Annotated in this window: 20 protein-coding genes and 1 other RNA gene; 15 read left to right on the top strand and 6 right to left on the bottom strand. The window is 53.8% G+C overall.

Annotation, left to right across the window (positions count from 1 at the left end):
* The first annotated feature begins 124 nt into the window (after positions 1-124).
* From ppiD to IMQ48_RS06655, 3 genes are all read left to right on the top strand, one after another.
* Entirely contained in the window at positions 125-1999 is a 1875-nt protein-coding gene (gene ppiD / locus IMQ48_RS06665) for a peptidylprolyl isomerase (protein WP_196208391.1), read from the top strand.
* Positions 2000-2145: 146 nt separating this feature from the next.
* Complete coding sequence (locus IMQ48_RS06660; RefSeq protein WP_196208390.1) at positions 2146-2520, top strand: helix-hairpin-helix domain-containing protein; 375 nt, start codon at positions 2146-2148, stop codon at positions 2518-2520.
* Positions 2521-2626: 106 nt separating this feature from the next.
* On the top strand, positions 2627-3025 hold the full coding sequence (locus IMQ48_RS06655; RefSeq protein WP_196208389.1) for a YbgC/FadM family acyl-CoA thioesterase: 399 nt from the start codon (positions 2627-2629) through the stop codon (positions 3023-3025).
* A gap of 104 nt (positions 3026-3129) precedes the next feature.
* Here IMQ48_RS06655 and queC read toward each other — a convergent pair whose 3' ends face one another.
* Positions 3130-3825 (bottom strand): 7-cyano-7-deazaguanine synthase QueC, encoded by a 696-nt coding sequence (queC, locus tag IMQ48_RS06650; protein ID WP_196208388.1) that lies wholly within the window; start codon positions 3823-3825, stop codon positions 3130-3132.
* 64 nt (positions 3826-3889) lie between these two features.
* Positions 3890-5590, bottom strand: coding sequence for an SgrR family transcriptional regulator (locus IMQ48_RS06645; protein ID WP_196208387.1), 1701 nt, complete (start codon positions 5588-5590; stop codon positions 3890-3892).
* 123 nt (positions 5591-5713) lie between these two features.
* On the opposite strand from IMQ48_RS06645, the gene cof reads away from it, so the two are divergent.
* Complete coding sequence (gene cof / locus IMQ48_RS06640) at positions 5714-6532, top strand: HMP-PP phosphatase (protein WP_196208386.1); 819 nt, start codon at positions 5714-5716, stop codon at positions 6530-6532.
* Positions 6533-6584: 52 nt separating this feature from the next.
* Here cof and IMQ48_RS06635 read toward each other — a convergent pair whose 3' ends face one another.
* Positions 6585-7640, bottom strand: a complete 1056-nt coding sequence (locus IMQ48_RS06635; RefSeq protein WP_230326301.1) for a PLP-dependent cysteine synthase family protein — start codon at positions 7638-7640, stop codon at positions 6585-6587.
* 112 nt (positions 7641-7752) lie between these two features.
* Here IMQ48_RS06635 and decR point away from each other — a divergent pair, with 112 nt between their 5' ends.
* The 5 genes from decR to amtB all read left to right on the top strand — a co-directional run bounded on the left by decR (position 7753) and on the right by amtB (position 13682).
* Entirely contained in the window at positions 7753-8211 is a 459-nt protein-coding gene (decR, locus tag IMQ48_RS06630; RefSeq protein WP_045440577.1) for a DNA-binding transcriptional regulator DecR, read from the top strand.
* 44 nt (positions 8212-8255) lie between these two features.
* Positions 8256-10028: a SmdA family multidrug ABC transporter permease/ATP-binding protein gene (locus tag IMQ48_RS06625; protein ID WP_196208385.1), complete on the top strand. Its 1773-nt coding sequence runs from the start codon at positions 8256-8258 to the stop codon at positions 10026-10028.
* Positions 10021-11799, top strand: a complete 1779-nt coding sequence (locus IMQ48_RS06620; RefSeq protein ID WP_196208384.1) for a SmdB family multidrug efflux ABC transporter permease/ATP-binding protein — start codon at positions 10021-10023, stop codon at positions 11797-11799. The genes IMQ48_RS06625 and IMQ48_RS06620 overlap by 8 nt, the downstream gene beginning before the upstream one ends.
* Positions 11800-12025: 226 nt before the next feature.
* On the top strand, positions 12026-12364 hold the full coding sequence (gene glnK, locus IMQ48_RS06615; protein ID WP_096758051.1) for a P-II family nitrogen regulator: 339 nt from the start codon (positions 12026-12028) through the stop codon (positions 12362-12364).
* A gap of 31 nt (positions 12365-12395) precedes the next feature.
* Positions 12396-13682, top strand: a complete 1287-nt coding sequence (gene amtB, locus IMQ48_RS06610) for an ammonium transporter AmtB (RefSeq protein WP_196208383.1) — start codon at positions 12396-12398, stop codon at positions 13680-13682.
* A 74-nt stretch (positions 13683-13756) separates the two neighbouring features.
* On the opposite strand, the gene tesB is transcribed toward amtB, so the two are convergent.
* Entirely contained in the window at positions 13757-14617 is an 861-nt protein-coding gene (gene tesB / locus IMQ48_RS06605; RefSeq protein WP_196208382.1) for an acyl-CoA thioesterase II, read from the bottom strand.
* A gap of 212 nt (positions 14618-14829) precedes the next feature.
* Between tesB and IMQ48_RS06600 the strand changes: the two genes are divergently transcribed.
* Positions 14830-15399: a YbaY family lipoprotein gene (locus IMQ48_RS06600; RefSeq protein ID WP_196208381.1), complete on the top strand. Its 570-nt coding sequence runs from the start codon at positions 14830-14832 to the stop codon at positions 15397-15399.
* Positions 15400-15429: 30 nt separating this feature from the next.
* Here the strand turns inward: IMQ48_RS06600 and IMQ48_RS06595 are convergent, their stop codons facing one another.
* Positions 15430-15741 carry an MGMT family protein gene (locus tag IMQ48_RS06595; RefSeq protein WP_196208380.1) on the bottom strand — a complete coding sequence of 104 codons (312 nt, stop codon included), beginning with the start codon at positions 15739-15741 and terminating at the stop codon, positions 15430-15432.
* Between the two features lie 162 nt (positions 15742-15903).
* Here IMQ48_RS06595 and ffs point away from each other — a divergent pair.
* From ffs to IMQ48_RS06580, 3 genes are all read left to right on the top strand, one after another.
* Positions 15904-16000, top strand: an RNA gene (ffs, locus tag IMQ48_RS06590) — signal recognition particle sRNA small type.
* Between the two features lie 240 nt (positions 16001-16240).
* Entirely contained in the window at positions 16241-16492 is a 252-nt protein-coding gene (locus tag IMQ48_RS06585; protein ID WP_196208379.1) for a hypothetical protein, read from the top strand.
* Positions 16489-16707, top strand: coding sequence for a hypothetical protein (locus IMQ48_RS06580; protein WP_196208378.1), 219 nt, complete (start codon positions 16489-16491; stop codon positions 16705-16707). Before IMQ48_RS06585 ends, IMQ48_RS06580 begins: the two co-directional genes overlap by 4 nt.
* A gap of 59 nt (positions 16708-16766) precedes the next feature.
* Here IMQ48_RS06580 and IMQ48_RS06575 read toward each other — a convergent pair whose 3' ends face one another.
* On the bottom strand, positions 16767-18194 hold the full coding sequence (locus tag IMQ48_RS06575; protein WP_196208377.1) for a PLP-dependent aminotransferase family protein: 1428 nt from the start codon (positions 18192-18194) through the stop codon (positions 16767-16769).
* Between the two features lie 88 nt (positions 18195-18282).
* Here IMQ48_RS06575 and IMQ48_RS06570 point away from each other — a divergent pair, with 88 nt between their 5' ends.
* Together IMQ48_RS06570 and IMQ48_RS06565 are read left to right on the top strand one after the other, a co-directional pair.
* Positions 18283-18894, top strand: coding sequence for a YitT family protein (locus IMQ48_RS06570; RefSeq protein WP_196208376.1), 612 nt, complete (start codon positions 18283-18285; stop codon positions 18892-18894).
* Between the two features lie 82 nt (positions 18895-18976).
* Entirely contained in the window at positions 18977-19330 is a 354-nt protein-coding gene (locus IMQ48_RS06565; protein ID WP_196208375.1) for a DUF1428 domain-containing protein, read from the top strand.
* The last annotated feature ends 15 nt before the right edge of the window (positions 19331-19345 follow it).

Raw genomic sequence — 19345 nt, 5'->3', positions numbered from 1 at the left:
TCAGGAAACGCTATGCTGCGTGAAGCATATATACTCTAATTCCTTGTCGCCGTTGTTGTAGCCAACGCGGAGGCAGCTTAAAGGATAATGTGTATAGTCATCTACAGCGGAGTGTGGTTACACCATGATGGACAGCTTACGCACGGCTGCTAACAGTCTCGTGCTCAAGATTATTTTCGGTATCATTATCGTGTCGTTCATTTTGACCGGCGTGAGTGGTTACCTGATTGGCGGGGGCAATAACTACGCCGCCAAAGTGAATGGCCAGGAGATCAGCCGCGGGCAGTTCGAAAATGCGTTCAACAGTGAACGTAATCGCATGCAGCAGCAACTGGGCGACCAGTATTCTGAGCTAGCGGCGAATGAAGGCTACATGAAAACGCTGCGTCAGCAGGTGCTGAATCGTCTGGTAGATGAAGCTCTGTTGGACCAATACTCTCGCGAACTGAAACTCAACATCAGCGATGAGCAGGTTAAGCAGGCTATCTTCTCCACGCCTGCATTCCAGGTTGACGGTAAATTTGATAACAACCGCTATAACGCGATTGTTAATCAGATGGGAATGACCGCGGACCAGTATGCTCAGGCGCTGCGTAACCAACTGACTACTCAGCAACTGATCAACGGTGTCGCCGGGACAGATTTTATGCTGAAGGGTGAAACGGACGAGCTGGCGGCGCTGGTCGCACAGCAGCGTATCGTGCGTGAAGCGACCATTGACGTCAACGCGCTTGCGGCAAAGCAGTCGGTGACCGAGCAGGAAGTTGCCAGCTACTACGAGCAGAACAAAAACCACTTTATGATGCCCGAGCAGTTCCGCGTGAGCTACATCAAGCTGGATGCTGCTGCCATGCAGGAAACGGCCAGCGATGCGGATATTCAGTCTTATTATGACCAGCATCAGGATCAGTTCACTCAGCCGCAGCGTAACCGTTACAGCATCATTCAGACCAAAACGGAAGATGAAGCCAAAGCGATACTGGATGCGCTGAACAAAGGTGGCGATTTTGCTGCCCTGGCGAAGGAAAAATCCGCCGACATTATCTCTGCCCGTAACGGCGGTGATATGGGATGGCTGGAAGAATCCACCACACCAGAAGAGCTGAAGAATGCGGGTCTGAAAGAAAAAGGCCAGCTGTCAGGCGTGATTAAGTCTTCTGTTGGTTTCCTCGTGGCACGTTTGGATGATGTCCAGCCAGCGCAGGTTAAACCGCTGAGCGAAGCGCGTGACGAGATTGCGGCGAAAGTGAAGCAGGAAAAAGCGCTGGACGCATACTACGCCCTGCAGCAGAAAGTCAGCGATGCGGCGAGCAACGACAACGAATCCCTGGCGGGTGCGGAGCAGGCTGCAGGTATGAAAGCTGTTGAAACGGGCTGGTTTAGTCGTGACAGCCTGCCGGAAGAGCTGAATTTCAAACCTGTTTCAGACATCATTTTCAATGGTGGTCTGGTTGGTGAGAATGGCACTCCGGGCAGCAACTCTGACATCATCACCGTGGATGGCGATCGCGCGTTTGTGCTGCGTATTGCAGAGCATAAAGCTGAAGCCGTTAAGCCGCTGGCTGAGGTGAAAGATCAAGTAACCGCGCTTGTTAAGCACAATAAAGCAGAGCAGCAAGCGAAGCTGGATGCCGACAAATTGCTGGCTGAGCTGAAATCCGGTAAAGGCGATGAAGCGATGAAAGCAGCTGGCCTGAGTTTTGGTGAAGCGAAAACCCTGAGCCGTACTGGTCAGGATCCGCTGAGTCAGGCGGCATTTGGTCTGGCGCTGCCGGCGAAAGACAAGCCGAGCTACGGCGTAGCGAACGATATGCAGGGCAACGTTGTTTTGCTGGCACTCGACGCGGTGAAAGCCGGTTCAATGCCAGAAGAGCAGAAGAAAGCGATGGTTCAGGGGATTACTCAGAACAACGCACAGATTGTCTTCGAAGCGCTGATGAGCAACCTGCGTAAAGCGGCAAAAATTAAAGTCGGTGACGCGCTGGAACAGCAGCAATAATCGAGACGCTTCGCAAAAAATTGCAAAAAGTTGTATACACCAAAGGCCGCTTTCGCGGCCTTTTCCATTTTTGAATTTTGCCATTTGTCTGCCGTTCTCCAGCTCGCTATCGTGATTCCACTGTTAACAAACAAGGAGAAAACAGTATGAAACATGGAATCAAAGCACTGCTGATCACCCTTTCATTAACCTGTGCAGGCGTGAGCCAAAGCGCTCTGGCTGCCGAACCGGGCGCCAAAAGCCAGGCGGTCCAGACCAAAGCAGAAGGCGCGGGCGCGGCGCATAGCAAAGCGACGGCACCAACAAAAGGCAGTGATGATGAAGGCACCAGGGTAAGCATCAATACCGCGTCGGCGGAGGATTTAGCGCGGGTCATGAATGGTGTTGGGCTAAAGAAAGCGCAGGCGATAGTGAGCTATCGGGAGGAGTACGGGCCGTTTAAAACTGTCGATGACTTAAAACAGGTACCGGGAATGGGCAGTTCACTGGTGGAGCGTAACCTGGCTGTTTTAACACTTTAATAACTTGCAGAGCGCTGAAAATTTGCCAGACTGTAGAGGTCATACCAGTTATGACCTCCTTATCCTGAAGTCTATTCCTATAAAAACAAATTAGGGTTCCTGCGTTATGCAAACACAAATCAAAGTTCGTGGTTTTCATCTCGATGTCTATCAGCATGTTAACAATGCCCGCTACCTCGAGTTTCTGGAAGAGGCCCGCTGGGACGGTCTGGAAAACAGTGACAGCTTTCAGTGGATGACCGCGCACAACATCGCGTTTGTGGTGGTTAATATTAACATCAACTACCGTCGTCCCGCCGTGCTGAGTGACCTGTTGACCGTCACCAGCCAGGTACAACAGTTAAATGGCAAAAGTGGCGTATTAAACCAGACCATCACGTTAGAGCCGGAAGGGCAGGTAGTGGCCGATGCGTTGATTACCTTCGTCTGTATCGATTTAAAAACGCAGAAGGCGCTGCCGCTGGAAGGGGAGTTGCGCGAAAAGCTGGAGCAGATGGTGCAGTAAGGGAAGATTGCCGGGCCTGCAAACTATCAGGCCTGCAAATGATGCGGATTTGTAGGCCGGATAAGACACATTAACGTCCCATCCGGCACTATCACCGCGGCAAATTACTTTAATCCGGTTTTCTGCTTCATGGCCGCCATCACTGACGGTTTATCCGCCAGGTAATGGTTCAGACCCTTGGCCCGCAGGTTACAGGCAGCACACTGGCCGCAACCGTCGCCCTTAATGCCGTTATAGCAGGTTAGCGTCTCTTCACGAACCAGAGCCAGCTTGCCCCAGTAGTCGGCCAGCGCCCATGTTTCGGCTTTATCAAGCCACATCAGTGGGGTTTCAAAGCGGATATCTTTTGCCATGCCCAAATTCACGGCATGATTCAGCGCTTTGACAAACTCATCGCGACAATCGGGGTAACCGGAGAAATCGGTCTCGCAAACGCCGGTAATGACCGCTTCCGCTTGCACCTGATATGCGTAAATCGCCGTCAGCGTTAAGAATAAAATATTACGTCCTGGCACAAAGGTATTGGGAATGCCGTTTGCGTCCGGCTCGTAATCCGGTACCGGAATATTATCGCGGGTCAGGCTGCTGACTGCCAGTTCGCTAAGTAGAGTGACATCGAGAACTTTGTGCGCGCGTGCGCCCAGTTTTAAAGCCAGGTCACGTGCGACATCAATCTCAGCGCGATGGCGCTGACCATAATCAAAGGTCACGCAGTGCACTTCATCATATTGATGTAGCGCTTGCGCCAGACAGGTGGTGGAGTCCTGACCTCCACTAAATACAACAACGGCACGTTTCATGGCTTTTCCTGACAAATAACGAAAACTCTATGGTAGCGTTTGGACGTGCCGTCGACCAGCTTCTTCATGATGAAGGTGGTGGCAGCCAGGCTTCAGCGAACTCAAACCAGCCTCTGGGATTGAGCCGTACGCCATTAACGCCCGGCGGGGCGCTAATGCGGTAATGGTAATTAAACAGCGGCGTCAGCGTGGCGTCATTCATCAGGCCGGCGAAAACCTGCTGTAACGCCGCGTGACGATGGTTCTCGTCTGCCTGAATTTGCAGCGCATCCAGCGTGGCCTGCAAATGAGAGAATGCCGGGGCATCCAGAACATGCGGCCAGAGCTGATCGCAGCGTAGCCACTGTTCAAGCGTGTATTCCGGCGCCTCGCCAATCAGCCTGTCACCCATCATCAGATCGGCCTGGGCCAGAGGATGGTTGCCGTCCCAGTTTTTGGCATTGTGAAAAATCAGCGTTAACTCGCATCCTAGTAGCGCTAGTGCCTGACGAAGCTGTTCAGCCATGGCGTGCAGTTCTACCGGTAGGTGATAGACCAGCGTCAGTTTTTCCGGCAGGGCAACTTCATCCAGCTCATCCCACTTTGGAATGGTCCATCCTGGCAGCAGCGCATTGCTTGGGGTAATGAGATTTTCTTCTACCTCAAGTGTCTGTAACAGGGAAGAGCGGTGAATTATATTGACCAACCTACGCGCCTGTAGCGTGTTCAGTCGTGCGCTTTTCCTGAGTGTTAAATAACAAAATCCGAGGCTGATCCCGCTACTGACCTGGCTCAGCATCGGTAGCTCCTCAGGTTTGCCAATCGCAATTTGCACCGGATGGCGGCAGCTGGTACCCAGATCTTGGTCGAAAAGCTGCGGTGTTATCCAAAATTCAATGGCTTTCAGCAGCGGGTGGCTAAGGTGATAGTGATCATGGCTCTCAATGCGTACCAGTTCAGGGGTAAACTGCGTCAGCCGAAACGGGCCGGTACCGACGAGCGGCTGTTCCGGGTGCGCCAGATGACTGCTGTAGCTGGCCAGACGGTGTGCCAGCCAGAAGTCGGGTCGATGTAAAATAAACGTCAGGCATTGAGGATGTGTCACCTCAATATGCTTCACGCTGATAAATAACGTATTGAGCGCGGGCAGGTCCAGTAGTCGCTGTAGGCGTTGATGTAGCTGTGTGGTGCTTAGCGCGTCGCCGTTATGCCAGTGCAGCGTAGAGCGAATATAGAAATCCCAGCGCAGGCCATCGGCAGAGATATCCCAGTGGTGGGCCAAATCGCCGCAGGGGCGTTGGGTCGTACTGTCAAAACGGGTCAGTCCGGAGAAGACTTGCCCGGCCAGATGCTGCTCGGCGCGGCCGGGGAGAAAGCCGGGGCGGAGGGGATCAAGTGGGCGGTAGTAGGGAATACGTAGGGTTGGCGTATCGTTTTGCCACTGGCCGCCCATAAACGGCTGCAGCAGCGTTCTTAATTCTCCGGGGGCCAGTTGCGCCAGTTCAAGCACGCTACGCTGCTCTCCCTTTTGCAGTGCCTGCTCCATCATCGTATTGCGCAGTGAGTCGGGCGTGACCAAAAAGCGCAGTTGCCCCCGTTTCCCGCGTCCTGAGCGTGCTTCCCATAACAGCCAACCCGCTTCCTGTGCCTGGCGCAGCAGCGTACGGACATGGCGCTCGCTGCAAAAACAGCGCTCAGCCAGTTCGCCGACGGTGACCGACTGCGGCTCTCCGTTTGAGGGCTGCCAGAGGCGTTGGTACTGATTCAATCGATTCAAAAGTCGCATTTGCACTTCATCCTTCGGGCAAAATAAACCCGGAACAATTCGTTTTATCTATTCACTATTACTTCCGTATATCTCAGGTGATACTGAACCACAAGTTAACCGCGTCACAGTGTGGAGAAAGAAATGGCTCGTCTGGCTGCATTTGATATGGATGGCACCCTGTTGATGCCGAATCACCATTTAGGTGATGAAACGCTCTCTACCCTGGCGCGCTTGCGTGAACGTGACATCACGCTGACGTTTGCCACTGGCCGCCATGTGCTGGAGATGCGTCATATCTTAGGGACCCTCTCGCTGGACGCATTTTTGATAACGGGTAACGGGACGCGTATTCATTCGCTGGAAGGGGACGTACTGCATCGTCAGGATCTGGCACCCGAGGCAGCAGATACCGTCCTGCATCAGAAGTGGGATACCCAGGCCAGCATGCATGTCTTTAATGACAATGGCTGGTTCACCAGGCAGGAGATCCCGGAGATCCTCAAGGCGCATGTGTACAGCGGATTCCGTTATCAGATCGTGGATGTGAAACGTATCCCCGCGCATCAAGTGACGAAGATCTGCTTCTGCGGCGATCATGACGACCTGATCCGCCTGCGCATTCAATTGAATGAGGCGCTGGGTGAGCAGGCAAATCTCTGTTTTTCCGCCGTAGACTGTCTTGAAGTGCTGCCGTTGGGTTGTAACAAAGGCTCTGCGCTGGCGGTACTGAGCGACCATTTAGGTTTTTCAATGGCCGAGTGTATGGCATTTGGTGACGCGATGAACGATCGCGAGATGCTGGGCAGCGTGGGGCGAGGTTTGATTATGGGCAACGCCATGCCGCAATTAATTGCTGAGCTTCCTGATTTACCGGTGATTGGACATTGTCGCAATCAGGCGGTATCGCACTTTTTAACACATTGGCTGGATAATCCGCATCTACCTTATTCCCCCGAATGAGAGATCCCTTCCAGCAAGCCAGACCATTAGGTCTGGCTTTTTTTTTGCTGGATTACTGGGTATTCAGCAGTCGGGAGATTTCCGCTTTCCATGGTGTCAAATCGCCAATATGCGCATTGACCCACTCTGGGTTGTAGTAGGTCTCAAGGTAACGTTCGCCGCTGTCGCACAGCAGTGTTACCAGCGAGCCCGTTTCTCTGGCTTCACGCATACGAGCGGCAAGTTGCAGTGTACCCCACATATTGGTCCCGGTTGACGCGCCGACTTTGCGACCCAACTGTGTTTCCAGCCAGTGTGCGGTGGCGACGCTGGCGGCATCCGGCACGCGCAGCATTTCATCAACCACGTCAGGAATGAAAGACGGCTCGACGCGCGGGCGACCGATACCTTCGATTTTACTGCCCACCGGGCTGCGTAATGTGGCATCACGCGCCTGCCAGTATGGTAGAAAAACAGAGTTTTCCGGGTCTACTACCATCAGCCTGGTGTCATAACCCTGGCAGCGAATGTAGCGCCCAATGGTTGCTGACGTGCCGCCGGTTCCGGCACTCATCACAATGTGGCGGGGAACGGGATGTGGCTCACATGACATCTGGCGGAAGATACTGTCGGCAATATTGTTATTGCCGCGCCAGTCGGTGGCGCGCTCGGCGTAGGTGAACTGGTCCATGTAATGGCCGTTGAGCTCACGGGCCAGCTGTTCAGACGCGGCATAAATTTCGCAGGCGCTTTCCACGAAATGGCAGCGACCGCCGTAAAACTCAATCTGTTCAACTTTGCGTTTTGCCGTGCAAGACGGCATGACGGCGATAAACGGCAGCCCCAGCAGGCGGGCGAAATAGGCTTCAGAAACCGCCGTAGAGCCGGAAGATGATTCAATGATGGTGGTGCCTTCTTTGATCCAGCCATTGCACAGTCCGTACAGGAACAGTGAACGCGCCAGTCGATGTTTCAGGCTACCGGTCGGATGTGTACTTTCATCTTTCAGGTACAGCTGAATACCTGGGAACGCCGGAAGTGACAGGCGGATAAGATGGGTGTCTGCGGAGCGTTGATAATCCGCATTGATTTCATTGATGGCGTTTTTAACCCAGGAGCTATTCATCATTAATATCCATTTGTCATTTTGTGCCTAGAGTAGCGAAAAGCACGGAAAAAATTGTTGCCATTTAGCCTTTAAAATAGAATGTAGGGAGAAAATTCTTCTCTGTGGAGTGGATATGTTAGACAAAATTGACCGCAAGCTGCTCGGCTTGCTGCAACAGGATTGCACCCTTTCTTTGCAGGCACTCGCGGATGCCGTTAATCTGACAACCACCCCCTGCTGGAAACGACTCAAGCGGCTTGAGGATGACGGCGTTCTGCTTGGCAAAGTCGCGCTGCTGGACCCCGAAAAACTTGGGCTGGGGCTAACCGCCTTTGTGCTGATCAAAACGCAGCATCACAGCAGTGAATGGTACTGTCGCTTTGTGACCGAAGTTACCGGGATGCCAGAAGTTCTGGGGTTCTGGCGCATGGCCGGGGAGTATGACTACCTGATGCGGGTTCAGGTCGCGGATATGAAACGCTACGATGACTTCTACAAACGATTGGTGAACAGTGTACCGGGGCTGTCGGACGTCACTTCAAGCTTTGCGATGGAACAGATTAAATACACAACTGCTCTACCTATTGAATAATTCTCCCGGCGCTCATTGTCGGAAATCATGTCAGGACATAACGCGTGCGATTATTTGCTCAATTAAGCTGGTACTTTCGCCGGGAGTGGCGTCGCTACCTCGGGGCTGTGGCCCTGCTTATCATCATCGCTATCCTTCAACTTATTCCGCCAAAAGTGGTCGGCATTATTGTGGATGGCGTCACCGCTCAGCGTTTCACAACCGAACGCCTGTTAATGTGGGTTGGCACGATCGCCCTGATTGCAGTGGTGGTCTATTTGCTACGCTACGTCTGGCGCGTACTGCTGTTTGGCGCATCCTATCAGCTGGCGGTTGAGCTGCGTGAAGATTATTACCGCCAACTGAGCCGTCAACATCCTGAATTTTACCTGCGTCATCGCACGGGTGATCTTATGGCGCGCGCCACCAACGACGTTGACCGGGTGGTGTTTGCCGCCGGGGAAGGCGTGCTGACCCTGGTGGACTCGCTGGTGATGGGCTGTGCGGTGCTGATCGTGATGTCTACACAAATCAGCTGGCAGCTGACGCTGTTTGCCCTGCTACCGATGCCGGTGATGGCGTTGATGATCAAACGTTACGGCGATCGTCTTCATAACCGCTTTAAGCTGGCGCAGGCGGCGTTCTCCGGCCTTAATAATCGTACCCAGGAGAGTCTGACCAGTATTCGCATGATTAAAGCTTTTGGACTGGAGGACCGGCAGTCAGCCTTATTTGCCGCAGATGCAGAAGATACCGGTAAGAAAAATATGCGCGTCGCGCGCATTGACGCCCGTTTTGACCCAACAATCTATATCGCCATCGGTATGGCGAACCTGTTAGCGATTGGCGGCGGAAGCTGGATGGTGGTTCACGGTTCGCTGACGCTCGGTCAGCTGACCAGCTTTATGATGTATCTCGGGCTGATGATTTGGCCAATGCTGGCGCTGGCGTGGATGTTTAACATCGTTGAACGCGGTAGTGCTGCCTATAGCCGCATTCGCGCCATGCTGGCTGAAGCCCCCGTGGTCAACGATGGCACCGAGCCGGTGCCGGAAGGACGCGGGGAACTGGCGGTTGTGATTCGTGAATTCAGCTACCCGCTGACGGCGCACCCGACGCTGGAAAACGTCAACTTTCAGCTTAAGCCTGGACAGATGCTGGGCATTTGCGGGCCGACCGGTGCCGGGAAAAGTACCATTTTATCGCTGATCCAGCGCCACTTTGATGTTACTTATGGCGACGTTCGCTTTCATGATATTCCGCTGACACGCTTGCAGCTTGATAGCTGGCGCAGCCGGCTGGCGGTTGTTAGCCAGACGCCGTTCCTGTTTTCGGACACTGTCGCCAACAACATTGCGCTTGGACGCCCGCAGGCGACGCAGGCCGAAATCGAACATGTGGCGCGCCTCGCCAGCGTGCATGAGGATATTTTACGTTTGCCGCAGGGATATGACACCGAAGTGGGCGAGCGCGGTGTGATGCTCTCGGGCGGGCAAAAACAGCGAATTTCTATTGCGCGCGCGCTGCTGCTTAATGCGGAAATTCTGATTCTTGACGATGCGCTGTCGGCGGTAGACGGCCGTACCGAACATCAGATCCTGCATAACCTGCGCCAGTGGGGCGAGGGAAGAACGGTTATTATCAGCGCCCACCGCTTGTCGGCGCTGACAGAAGCCAGCGAGATTATCGTGATGCAGCACGGACATATTGCCCAGCGTGGCGACCATGACACGCTGGTCCAGGAATCGGGATGGTATCGCGATATGTATCGCTATCAGCAACTGGAAGCGGCGCTGTCTGATGCCCCTGCGTTAAATGAGGAGGCGGCGAATGCGTAGTTTTGGGCAATTATGGCCGACGCTGAAACGGCTGCTGCGCTATGGTTCACCGTGGCGAAAACCGCTGGCCATCGCGGTGGTGATGCTCTGGGTGGCGGCGGCTGCGGAAGTCAGCGGCCCGCTGCTGATAAGCTACTTTATCGATAATATGGTGGCGAAAAATAACCTTCCACTGGCGATGGTGGCCGGTCTGGCTGCGGCTTATGTCGGTCTACAATTGCTGGCGGCGGGCTTGCACTATGCGCAGTCGTTGTTATTTAACCAGGCTGCTGTCGGTGTGGTGCAACAGCTACGCACGGATGTTATGGATGCTGCGCTGCGCCAGCCGTTGAGTGAATTTGACACCCAGCCTGTCGGGCAGCTTATCTCTCGCGTAACCAACGACACCGAAGTGATCCGTGACCTGTATGTGACAGTGGTGGCAACAGTGCTGCGCAGTGCGGCCTTAATTGGCGCCATGCTGGTGGCGATGTTTAGCCTTGAATGGCGCATGGCGCTGGTGGCGATGGCCATATTTCCGGCGGTGATGGTGGTGATGGTGATTTATCAGCGCTACAGCACCCCGATTGTGCGCCGTGTTCGCACCTATTTGGCCGATATTAACGATGGCTTCAACGAAGTCATTAACGGTATGAGTGTGATCCAACAGTTCCGCCAACAGGCGCGCTTTGGTGAGCGAATGGGCGAAGCTAGCCGCTCGCACTACATGGCACGCATGCAGACCCTGCGGCTGGACGGTTTTTTGCTGCGTCCGTTGCTGAGCCTGTTTTCTGCCCTGATCCTCTGCGGTTTACTGATGTTGTTTAGCGTGACGTCTGGATCGTCCATTGAGGTTGGCGTGCTGTATGCGTTTATTAGTTATCTCGGGCGTTTGAACGAGCCGCTGATTGAGCTGACGACCCAACAATCCATGCTGCAGCAGGCGGTTGTCGCTGGTGAGCGCGTCTTCGAGCTGATGGATGGGCCTCGTCAACATTACGGTGACGATGACCAACCGCTGAAGAGTGGCTGCATCGATGTTGATAACGTGTCGTTTGCTTATCGCGATGACAATTTGGTGTTGCAAAATATCAGCCTGTCCATTCCTTCGCGCAGTTTTGTGGCGTTGGTTGGGCATACCGGTAGTGGCAAGAGTACGCTCGCCAGCCTGATGATGGGCTACTATCCGCTGACGCAAGGGGAGATCCGTCTCGACGGGCGGCCGCTCTCCTCGTTGAGCCATCGTGTCTTGCGTCAGGGCGTAGCGATGGTGCAGCAGGACCCGGTGGTGATGGCGGATACTTTCCTGGCTAACGTCACGCTGGGCCGTGATATTTCTGAAGAGCGAGTTTGGCAGGCGCTGGAGACCGTACAGCTGGCTGAGCTGGCGCGTGGCCTGAGCGATGGTATTCATACCCGACTGGGCGAACAGGGCAATAATTTGTCCGTGGGGCAGAAACAGCTGCTGGCATTGGCGCGGGTTCTGGTCGAAACGCCGCAGGTACTTATTCTGGATGAAGCTACCGCCAGCATTGACTCCGGCACGGAGCAGGCCATTCAGCAGGCGCTGGCGGCTGTGCGCGAACACACTACGCTGGTGGTGATTGCCCATCGACTCTCCACGATTGTGGACGCGGACACCATTCTGGTGCTGCACCGGGGGCAGGCCGTTGAGCGCGGTACGCATCAGCAATTACTGGCGGCGCAAGGGCGTTACTGGCAAATGTATCAGCTGCAGTTGGCGGGTGAAGAGCTGGCGGCCAGCGTACATGAGGATTCCGTTATTGCCTGATGGTGCTGCGCTTATTCGGCCTACGGCAAAATCGGTATGAGAAGCATCAACAATCTGGTGCAAAAATGTAACGCACTATGCACCGTTATAGTGCGTTTTTTCTTTTTCCACTCCGGCCGCGCCCTGCGAGCCTGAATCATCCCGCGTTTTTCATTCCTGGCACATCCCTTGCAATATTCATCCTGTGTATCTGCAGCCACTACTGAATTCTGACTGGAGGGGATCTATGAAGCTGGTTACCGTGGTAATCAAACCGTTCAAACTGGAAGACGTCCGTGAAGCACTGTCGTCTATTGGTATTCAGGGGCTGACCGTCACCGAAGTGAAGGGCTTTGGTCGACAGAAAGGCCATGCCGAGCTGTACCGGGGAGCCGAATATAGCGTCAATTTTTTACCGAAGGTGAAGATTGATGTGGCGATTGCCGACGATCAACTTGATGAGGTGATCGATGTCATCAGCAAGTCGGCCTACACCGGAAAAATTGGCGACGGCAAAATTTTTGTCGCCGAGCTGCAACGTGTGATTCGTATTCGTACCGGCGAAGCCGACGAAGCCGCACTGTAACTTCTGGCACACAGTGATAGGAAACCAAAAAATGAAGATAGCAACGATGAAAACAGGTATCGCTTCACTGGCGCTGCTGCCGGGACTGGCGATGGCAGCGCCAGCCGTCGCGGATAAAGCCGATAACGCCTTTATGATGATATGCACCGCGCTGGTGCTGTTTATGACGATTCCGGGTATCGCGCTGTTTTACGGCGGTTTGATTCGCGGCAAGAACGTCCTGTCGATGCTGACGCAGGTCACGGTGACGTTCGCACTGGTCTGCATTTTATGGGTGGTGTATGGCTACTCGCTGGCCTTTGGCGAGGGGAATGGCTTCTTTGGCAACTTCAACTGGGTGATGCTGAAAAATATTGCACTGACGGCGGTAACGGGGAGCTTCTACCAGTACATTCACGTTGCGTTTCAGGGGTCGTTTGCCTGCATCACCGTTGGACTTATTGTTGGTGCGCTGGCTGAACGTATTCGCTTCTCTGCAGTACTGATTTTCGTAGTGGTATGGCTGACGCTGTCCTATATTCCGATTGCTCATATGGTCTGGGGCGGTGGTCTGCTGGCTTCCCATGGCGCGCTGGATTTCGCGGGCGGGACGGTGGTGCATATCAACGCCGCTATAGCCGGGCTGGTGGGCGCTTATCTGATTGGCAAACGTGTGGGTTTTGGCAAAGAGGCTTTCAAGCCGCATAACCTGCCGATGGTCTTTACCGGGACTGCAATTCTCTACATCGGCTGGTTTGGTTTTAACGCCGGTTCTGCAGGGACGGCTAATGAAATCGCCGCGCTGGCCTTTGTGAATACCGTAGTGGCGACCGCGGCGGCCATTCTCGGCTGGATCTTCGGTGAGTGGGCACTGCGCGGCAAACCGTCGCTGCTGGGCGCATGTTCAGGTGCTATTGCGGGCCTGGTTGGCGTGACACCTGCCTGTGGTTACATCGGTGTTGGTGGGGCGTTGATCATCGGCGCGATTGCTGGTCTGGCGGGGCTGTGGGGCGTGACGATGCTGAAACGTTTTCTGCGTGTTGATGATCCGTGCGATGTATTCGGTGTGCACGGCGTTTGCGGCATCATCGGTTGTATCCTGACCGGGGTGTTCGCTGCCAGTTCGCTGGGCGGCGTGGGCTTTGCTGAGGGAGTGACCATGGGGCATCAGGTGCTGGTACAGTTGGAAAGCGTGGCGATTACCATTGTCTGGTCCGGTGTGGTGGCCTTTATCGGCTATAAGCTGGCGGATATGACGGTAGGGCTGCGCGTGCCGGAAGAACAGGAGCGCGAAGGGCTGGATGTTAACAGCCACGGTGAAAACGCCTACAACGCTTGATATTTCACTCTGCCGGATGGCGCTAAACGCTTATCCGGCCTACGACAGATGTAGTCTGTAGGCCGGATAAGACATCAGTTGCGATTGCGCATCACCCCTTCCTGTACGGTAGAGGCAACCAGCACGCCGTCCTGAGTATAAAACTCCCCGCGCACAAAGCCCCGGGCGCCTGAGGCGGAGGTGCTTTCCACGTTATACAGCAACCACTCATTGATATTGAAAGGACGATGGAACCACATCGAATGGTCGATAGTGGCTATCTGAATCCCTTTCTCCAGAAAACCAATCCCATACGGCTGTAGTGCCACGGGCAGGAAGTTCAGGTCAGAGGCGTAGCCCAGCAGATACTGATACACGCGCAGATCGTCCTGCACTGTACCGTTGGCGCGGATCCACACCTGGCGAGTTGGGTCTGCAACATGGCCTTTGAGCGGGTTATGAAACTCCACCGGACGTACTTCCAGCGGACGGTCATTGATAAATTTCTCTTTCAACAGCGGCGGCAGCAGATGTGCTACTGAGCGGGCAATTTCGGTTTCGGATTTCAGTTCATCAGGTCCCGGCGCGTGTGGCATGTTTTTCTGATGTTCAAAGCCCTCTTCCGGCGCCTGAAAAGAGGCTGTCATGTAGAAAATGGGTTTTCCATTCTGGATAGCCGCAATGCGACGTGCGCTGAAGCTATTACCATCGCGCAGCACTTCGACATCGTAGATTATCGGTTTCTGGCTATCGCCGGGACGTAAAAAATAGCTGTGAAAGGAGTGTACCAGGCGTTCTTCTGGTACGGTTTCTTTAGCGGCATACAGCGCCTGTCCGACGACCTGCCCGCCAAAAACCTGACGTAACCCTAAGTCTTCACTTTGGCCGCGAAAGAGTCCTTCTTCAATTTTTTCCAAATTCAACAATGTCAGCAGATTTTTTAGTGCCAGACTCATAGGTGCTCTCCAGGTAAGATCGATGTCGCAGCAAAGTAGGCAGAGTATAACGCAATTTTGAAAGTGGTCCGATGGGTGCAATTGTCTGAATAATCGGTCGAATACAGGCAAAAATAGGTGGTTTGTGCCACACTTAATCACGTTATGTTTTTGTTAACCACTCTTCTGGCGAGGAAAGTTCTCGCTGGTGCATTGATGATAAGGAGAATTTAATGAAACTCGTGCACATGGTAAGTGGTTTAGCAGTTGCGGTCGCTCTGGCGGCTTGTGCTGATAAAAGTGCAGATATTCAGACACCTGCGCCAAGCCCTAATACGTCAATTGCTGACACACAGTCAAAAATTCAACAGCCGAATGTTTCTGGTACGGTGTGGATCCGCCAGAAAGTAGCTCTGCCACCGGATGCCGTACTGACCGTCACGCTGTCGGATGCTTCACTGGCGGATGCCCCGTCAAAAGTCCTGTCGCAAAAAGCGGTTCGTACTGAAGGTAAGCAGGCACCATTCAGCTTCGTGCTGCCATTTAACCCGGCAGATATTCAGCCGAACGCCCGTATTTTGTTGAGTGCGGCCATTATGGTGAATGACAAACTGGTGTTTATTACGGATACCGTGCAGCCGGTCATCAACCAGGGCGGTACTAAGGCCGATCTGACGTTGGTTCCTGTTCAGCATACGGAAGTTCCGGTTCAGACCAGCGGTGGCCCGGTGACTACGGTGCCGTCAACGTCTCCCACGCAGGTGAATCCGTCTTCAGCCGTTCCTGCCCCTACGCAGTACTAAGCTGGCATAACCCTCTCCGTCAGGGGAGGGTTAATACACCCAGCGATAACGTTGTAAATCGATTTGCCCACTTCCCGAAACCATCACACCTTCAGCCAGCAATGCCTGACGCTGGCGTTGTAAATCCGGCCCGGTCAGCGATATAGCACCATGGCGATTGACGACACGATACCAGGGCAGGGTACTTCCTTCGGGAAGCCGTTTGAGCACGCCACCGACCTGGCGTGCTGCACGTGGCGATCCGGCAAGCCTGGCGACATCACCATAGGTGGTCACGAATCCTTCGGGGATGGCGGCGACGATTTGCCAGACGCGTTGGGGAAAAGAGTCTTGTATATCCATCGTTTATTCCTGCGCTAATCCTTCAGCATAATCTGGAATGGCGGGTGAGTGAAGCCGCATTGCACAAGAAAACAGCATCCGGTGCTGGATGGGTTGCAATTACAGGGTACAGCAGTGATAATGCGCCTGCGCGTTGGTTAACAACGCTCTCAATGGGGGCTCTGTTGGTTCTCCCGCAACACTACTCTGTTTACCAGGTCAGGTCCGGAAGGAAGCAGCCAAGGCAGATGACGTGTGTGCCGGGATGTAGCTGGCAGGGCCCCCACCCAATTCTGCCGTCTGGCAATCTCTTTCACTTCCTCTTTCACTTCCTCTTTCACTTCCTCTTTCACTTCCTCTTTCTCTTCGTTTTCTTGTCATCGTACTGTCATTATTTTGTCATCAAATGCTGTCAATGTGTTTCTGGGATGTTATTTGCCGTTGCTACTGTCTTGTTCGCGCCGCCTGGACGTGCGTGTTGTGTCTGGCGTGCTTTGGCTGACCACAAGGATTTATCACGATGTCGACCGCAGTATTAAATGTCAAAATAGATGAAACGCTAAAAGAGAAACTTCGTCATTACGCTGAAGTAAATAATGAAAATCTAAGCATCAGCACACAAAAGTTGCTGCTTATCGCATTTACCGCAGTTGAAGAGGCGGGAGCCTGTGCAGAAGAGATTGACAGCCAGCATACGGAAGAATCCGTAGTTGAAGCGCTGACTCCTAAAGAAATCAAAGCATTGCGTAGATTACTGAAGAAGAAAAAATGAAACAACAACCGCTCTCAACCGCCTGTAATTATGGCGAAGCCTGTGAATTACTGCGTTCCGGCTATGTAAAGCATGTGCGCCTGAGCTGGAATGTCGGCAGTGATGAGTTCTTCCGTATTGCTTCTGACTGGTGTGATGCCGGAGCAAAAATTAAGAAAGACGGCGAGAATTTTATTATTTCCCTGAAAGGATTCCCAGTTCCTCGCCAGCAGTAATATTGCCAGGATTCACCCGAGAGTTGTGGCAATCAATGATGAGTCCTGTGACTCGTCACTTAGATTATTTTGCGTATTTTTCCATGACTTGCCTGTGAACGCAGATTGTCCCAAATTGGCTGCAATGTTCTGAACGCGGAGCGCATTGTGTCATCCGGCAGTGCGAAGGGCATGCGTAAGAAACGATCGAATGCACCCGCTAAACCGAAGCGCGTTCCGGTACCTAGTTGAATACCGGCACTTTCGGCGCGAGTGGCAAACAGCGTCGCCAGCGTATCGGGTAATTCAACCCAGAAAGATAACCCACCCTGCGGTTGGGTAAATTGCCATTCCGGGAAATGTGATTTCATCAGGGCGCTGCATTGGTCACGTCTGGCGGTGAGTAACTGTCTTCTGTCCGGGAGAAACTGCATGGCGTTATCCAACAGCCAGCCGGTAGCGAGCTGTTCCAGCACTGGGGAACCTAAATCAAATGTGTCGCGGGTTTGTACCAGCGCGGCAATGGTCCGTGACGGCGCGCGCACCCATCCCAGACGTAATCCTCCCCAGAAACTTTTACCGGCAGATCCCAACATAATGATGGGCGCATCGTGATTGAATGCGGCGAGCGGTGGCGGTGGAGGGGCGTCATACCACAGGTTGACCATGGTTTCGTCCACCACCAGCGTGGTGTGTGTCCTGGCGGCGATATCGGCTACAACCTGACGTGTGGCGGCGTCCATACAGCGTCCGGTAGGATTGTGAAAATCCGGCATCAGGTAGGCCATGCGCGGGGCGGTTTGCGCGATAGTTGCGACAAGTCCTGCGGTATCCCACCCTTGCTCGGGCAGCGACACCCCCACTGGTCGACAGGAGGCCCCCTGAATAGCCGCAATGGCGAGCGGGTAAGTGGGATGATCGACTACCACGCGATCGCCAGGACCGGTAAGTAATCGTAGGATTAGCGCCAGTCCGCTGACTGCGCCATTCACTACCATTATCTCATCCGACTGAGTGGGTAATCCGCGTTCACAATAATGCCGGGCAATGGATTCACGCAAAGACGGCAGCCCCTGAGGCAGATATCCGGAGCTTAACAGATGTTGCGGCATGGCAAGTAGCGCCTGCTGGTAAGCCTGATGAATTTCGGGACCGGCGCTGAGTGCGGCTGTGGACATATCGAGCGCGGTACCGGTGCCGGTACGCGTCGGTACATGGCGAATATGATCCGGCAGGATCACCCGTGAGCCACTACCCTGGCGGCTTTCCAGATACCCCTCCTCACGCAGTCGCGCCATTGCGCTGGCGATGGTTGTTCGACTGACTTCTAACACCGTAGCAAGTTCGCGCTCGCCGGGCAGTCGGCTACCGAGTGCCAGCCGACCATCCAGTATTAGCAGACGCAGGGCTTCAGCCAGCTGTCGCCAGATTGGGGTGCGTGAGGGGGTCTCCTGCCAGTGCCCTAGCAGGCGTTGAAGAGACTGACTTCCGTAACGGCGAGATGACATAGCAGTCCACTTTTTGGAAACTGGTCATTAATCATAGCGCCAATTGCGGTGAATATGGACGCTATCTGCAAGGGAAGAGGAAAAAAGCATGCTGCGTCGTTTACTGCAATTGTTTATCGGGCTGACGCTTTACGGCGTGTCGACTGCGATGTTTGTGCGTGCGGATTTAGGGGCTGACCCCTGGAATGTCTTTCATCTGGGCGTGGCAAATCTGTTGTCGATGAACATTGGCTTGGTGATTATTGCTGTGGGCGTGTTGGTTTTGGTGGCATGGATACCGCTACGCCAGCGTCCGGGGTTTGGCACATTGAGTAATGTCATTATGATCGGGCTGGCGGCAGATGTGGCTCTGATGGTGATCCCAGGATTTGAATCCTTGTTCGCCCGCAGCGGACTGTTAGTGTCTGCAGTGGTACTGAATGCTTTAGCAACCAGCCTGTATATCGGTGCGGGTTTTGGCGCAGGCCCGCGTGACGGTTTGATGACCGGTATTCACGCGCGTACTGGTTGGCCGGTAAGGCGAATTCGTACTGCCATCGAAGTGTCGGTGTTGCTCATCGGTTGGCTACTTGGAGGAACTCTGGGTGTTGGTACGGTGTTGTATGCACTGGCAATTGGTCCGCTAATTCAGTTTTGCCTGCCGTGGTTTCGGCATCAGCCGCAGTCGCGCATTCGGGTTCGGAATGAACCTACGGCATGATTGCGAGCTGACGACTAAACTTAATCTCGACTGACGCGGCCGGAATCCGCTTGCCGCGCAGTAAACTTCGGAGGCTTTTCTCATGAAGTATGTCGATGGTTTTGTGGTTGCGGTACCCGCTGAAAACAAGGAGGCGTATATCGCGATGGCGGCAAAAGCGGCGCCGCTTTTCAAGGAGTTCGGTGCATTGCGCGTGGTGGAATGCTGGGCAGACGATGTCCCTGACGGCAAATTGACCGATTTTCGCATGGCGGTAAAAGCGCAGGATCATGAAGAAGTGGTATTCAGCTGGATTGAGTATCCTTCAAAAGAAGTCCGTGACGCGGCGAATCAAAAGATGATGTCCGATCCCCGAATGAAGGAATTTGGCGAATCGATGCCCTTTGATGGCAAGCGCATGATCTACGGTGGATTCTCGCCCATTATGGATAACTGATGTGACTGGCTGTGC

The organism is Citrobacter sp. Res13-Sevr-PEB04-36, from assembly GCF_015672735.1.
Classification (GTDB): domain Bacteria; phylum Pseudomonadota; class Gammaproteobacteria; order Enterobacterales; family Enterobacteriaceae; genus Citrobacter.
This window is presented reverse-complemented; position numbering and strand designations above follow the sequence as displayed.

What these genes read in the sequence shown, in the direction of transcription:
- IMQ48_RS06600 (WP_196208381.1), top strand. Translation starts at nt 14,830, where the DNA reads ATGAAACTCGTGCACATGGTAAGTGGTTTAGCAGTTGCGGTCGCTCTG.
- IMQ48_RS06595 (WP_196208380.1), bottom strand. Translation starts at nt 15,741, where the DNA reads ATGGATATACAAGACTCTTTTCCCCAACGCGTCTGGCAAATCGTCGCC.
- IMQ48_RS06575 (WP_196208377.1), bottom strand. Translation starts at nt 18,194, where the DNA reads ATGTCATCTCGCCGTTACGGAAGTCAGTCTCTTCAACGCCTGCTAGGG.
- IMQ48_RS06580 (WP_196208378.1), top strand. Translation starts at nt 16,489, where the DNA reads ATGAAACAACAACCGCTCTCAACCGCCTGTAATTATGGCGAAGCCTGT.
- cof (WP_196208386.1), top strand. Translation starts at nt 5,714, where the DNA reads ATGGCTCGTCTGGCTGCATTTGATATGGATGGCACCCTGTTGATGCCG.
- ppiD (WP_196208391.1), top strand. Translation starts at nt 125, where the DNA reads ATGATGGACAGCTTACGCACGGCTGCTAACAGTCTCGTGCTCAAGATT.
- queC (WP_196208388.1), bottom strand. Translation starts at nt 3,825, where the DNA reads ATGAAACGTGCCGTTGTTGTATTTAGTGGAGGTCAGGACTCCACCACC.
- IMQ48_RS06660 (WP_196208390.1), top strand. Translation starts at nt 2,146, where the DNA reads ATGAAACATGGAATCAAAGCACTGCTGATCACCCTTTCATTAACCTGT.
- IMQ48_RS06635 (WP_230326301.1), bottom strand. Translation starts at nt 7,640, where the DNA reads ATGATGAATAGCTCCTGGGTTAAAAACGCCATCAATGAAATCAATGCG.
- IMQ48_RS06655 (WP_196208389.1), top strand. Translation starts at nt 2,627, where the DNA reads ATGCAAACACAAATCAAAGTTCGTGGTTTTCATCTCGATGTCTATCAG.
- amtB (WP_196208383.1), top strand. Translation starts at nt 12,396, where the DNA reads ATGAAGATAGCAACGATGAAAACAGGTATCGCTTCACTGGCGCTGCTG.
- IMQ48_RS06570 (WP_196208376.1), top strand. Translation starts at nt 18,283, where the DNA reads ATGCTGCGTCGTTTACTGCAATTGTTTATCGGGCTGACGCTTTACGGC.
- IMQ48_RS06585 (WP_196208379.1), top strand. Translation starts at nt 16,241, where the DNA reads ATGTCGACCGCAGTATTAAATGTCAAAATAGATGAAACGCTAAAAGAG.
- tesB (WP_196208382.1), bottom strand. Translation starts at nt 14,617, where the DNA reads ATGAGTCTGGCACTAAAAAATCTGCTGACATTGTTGAATTTGGAAAAA.
- IMQ48_RS06620 (WP_196208384.1), top strand. Translation starts at nt 10,021, where the DNA reads ATGCGTAGTTTTGGGCAATTATGGCCGACGCTGAAACGGCTGCTGCGC.
- IMQ48_RS06565 (WP_196208375.1), top strand. Translation starts at nt 18,977, where the DNA reads ATGAAGTATGTCGATGGTTTTGTGGTTGCGGTACCCGCTGAAAACAAG.
- IMQ48_RS06645 (WP_196208387.1), bottom strand. Translation starts at nt 5,590, where the DNA reads ATGCGACTTTTGAATCGATTGAATCAGTACCAACGCCTCTGGCAGCCC.
- glnK (WP_096758051.1), top strand. Translation starts at nt 12,026, where the DNA reads ATGAAGCTGGTTACCGTGGTAATCAAACCGTTCAAACTGGAAGACGTC.
- decR (WP_045440577.1), top strand. Translation starts at nt 7,753, where the DNA reads ATGTTAGACAAAATTGACCGCAAGCTGCTCGGCTTGCTGCAACAGGAT.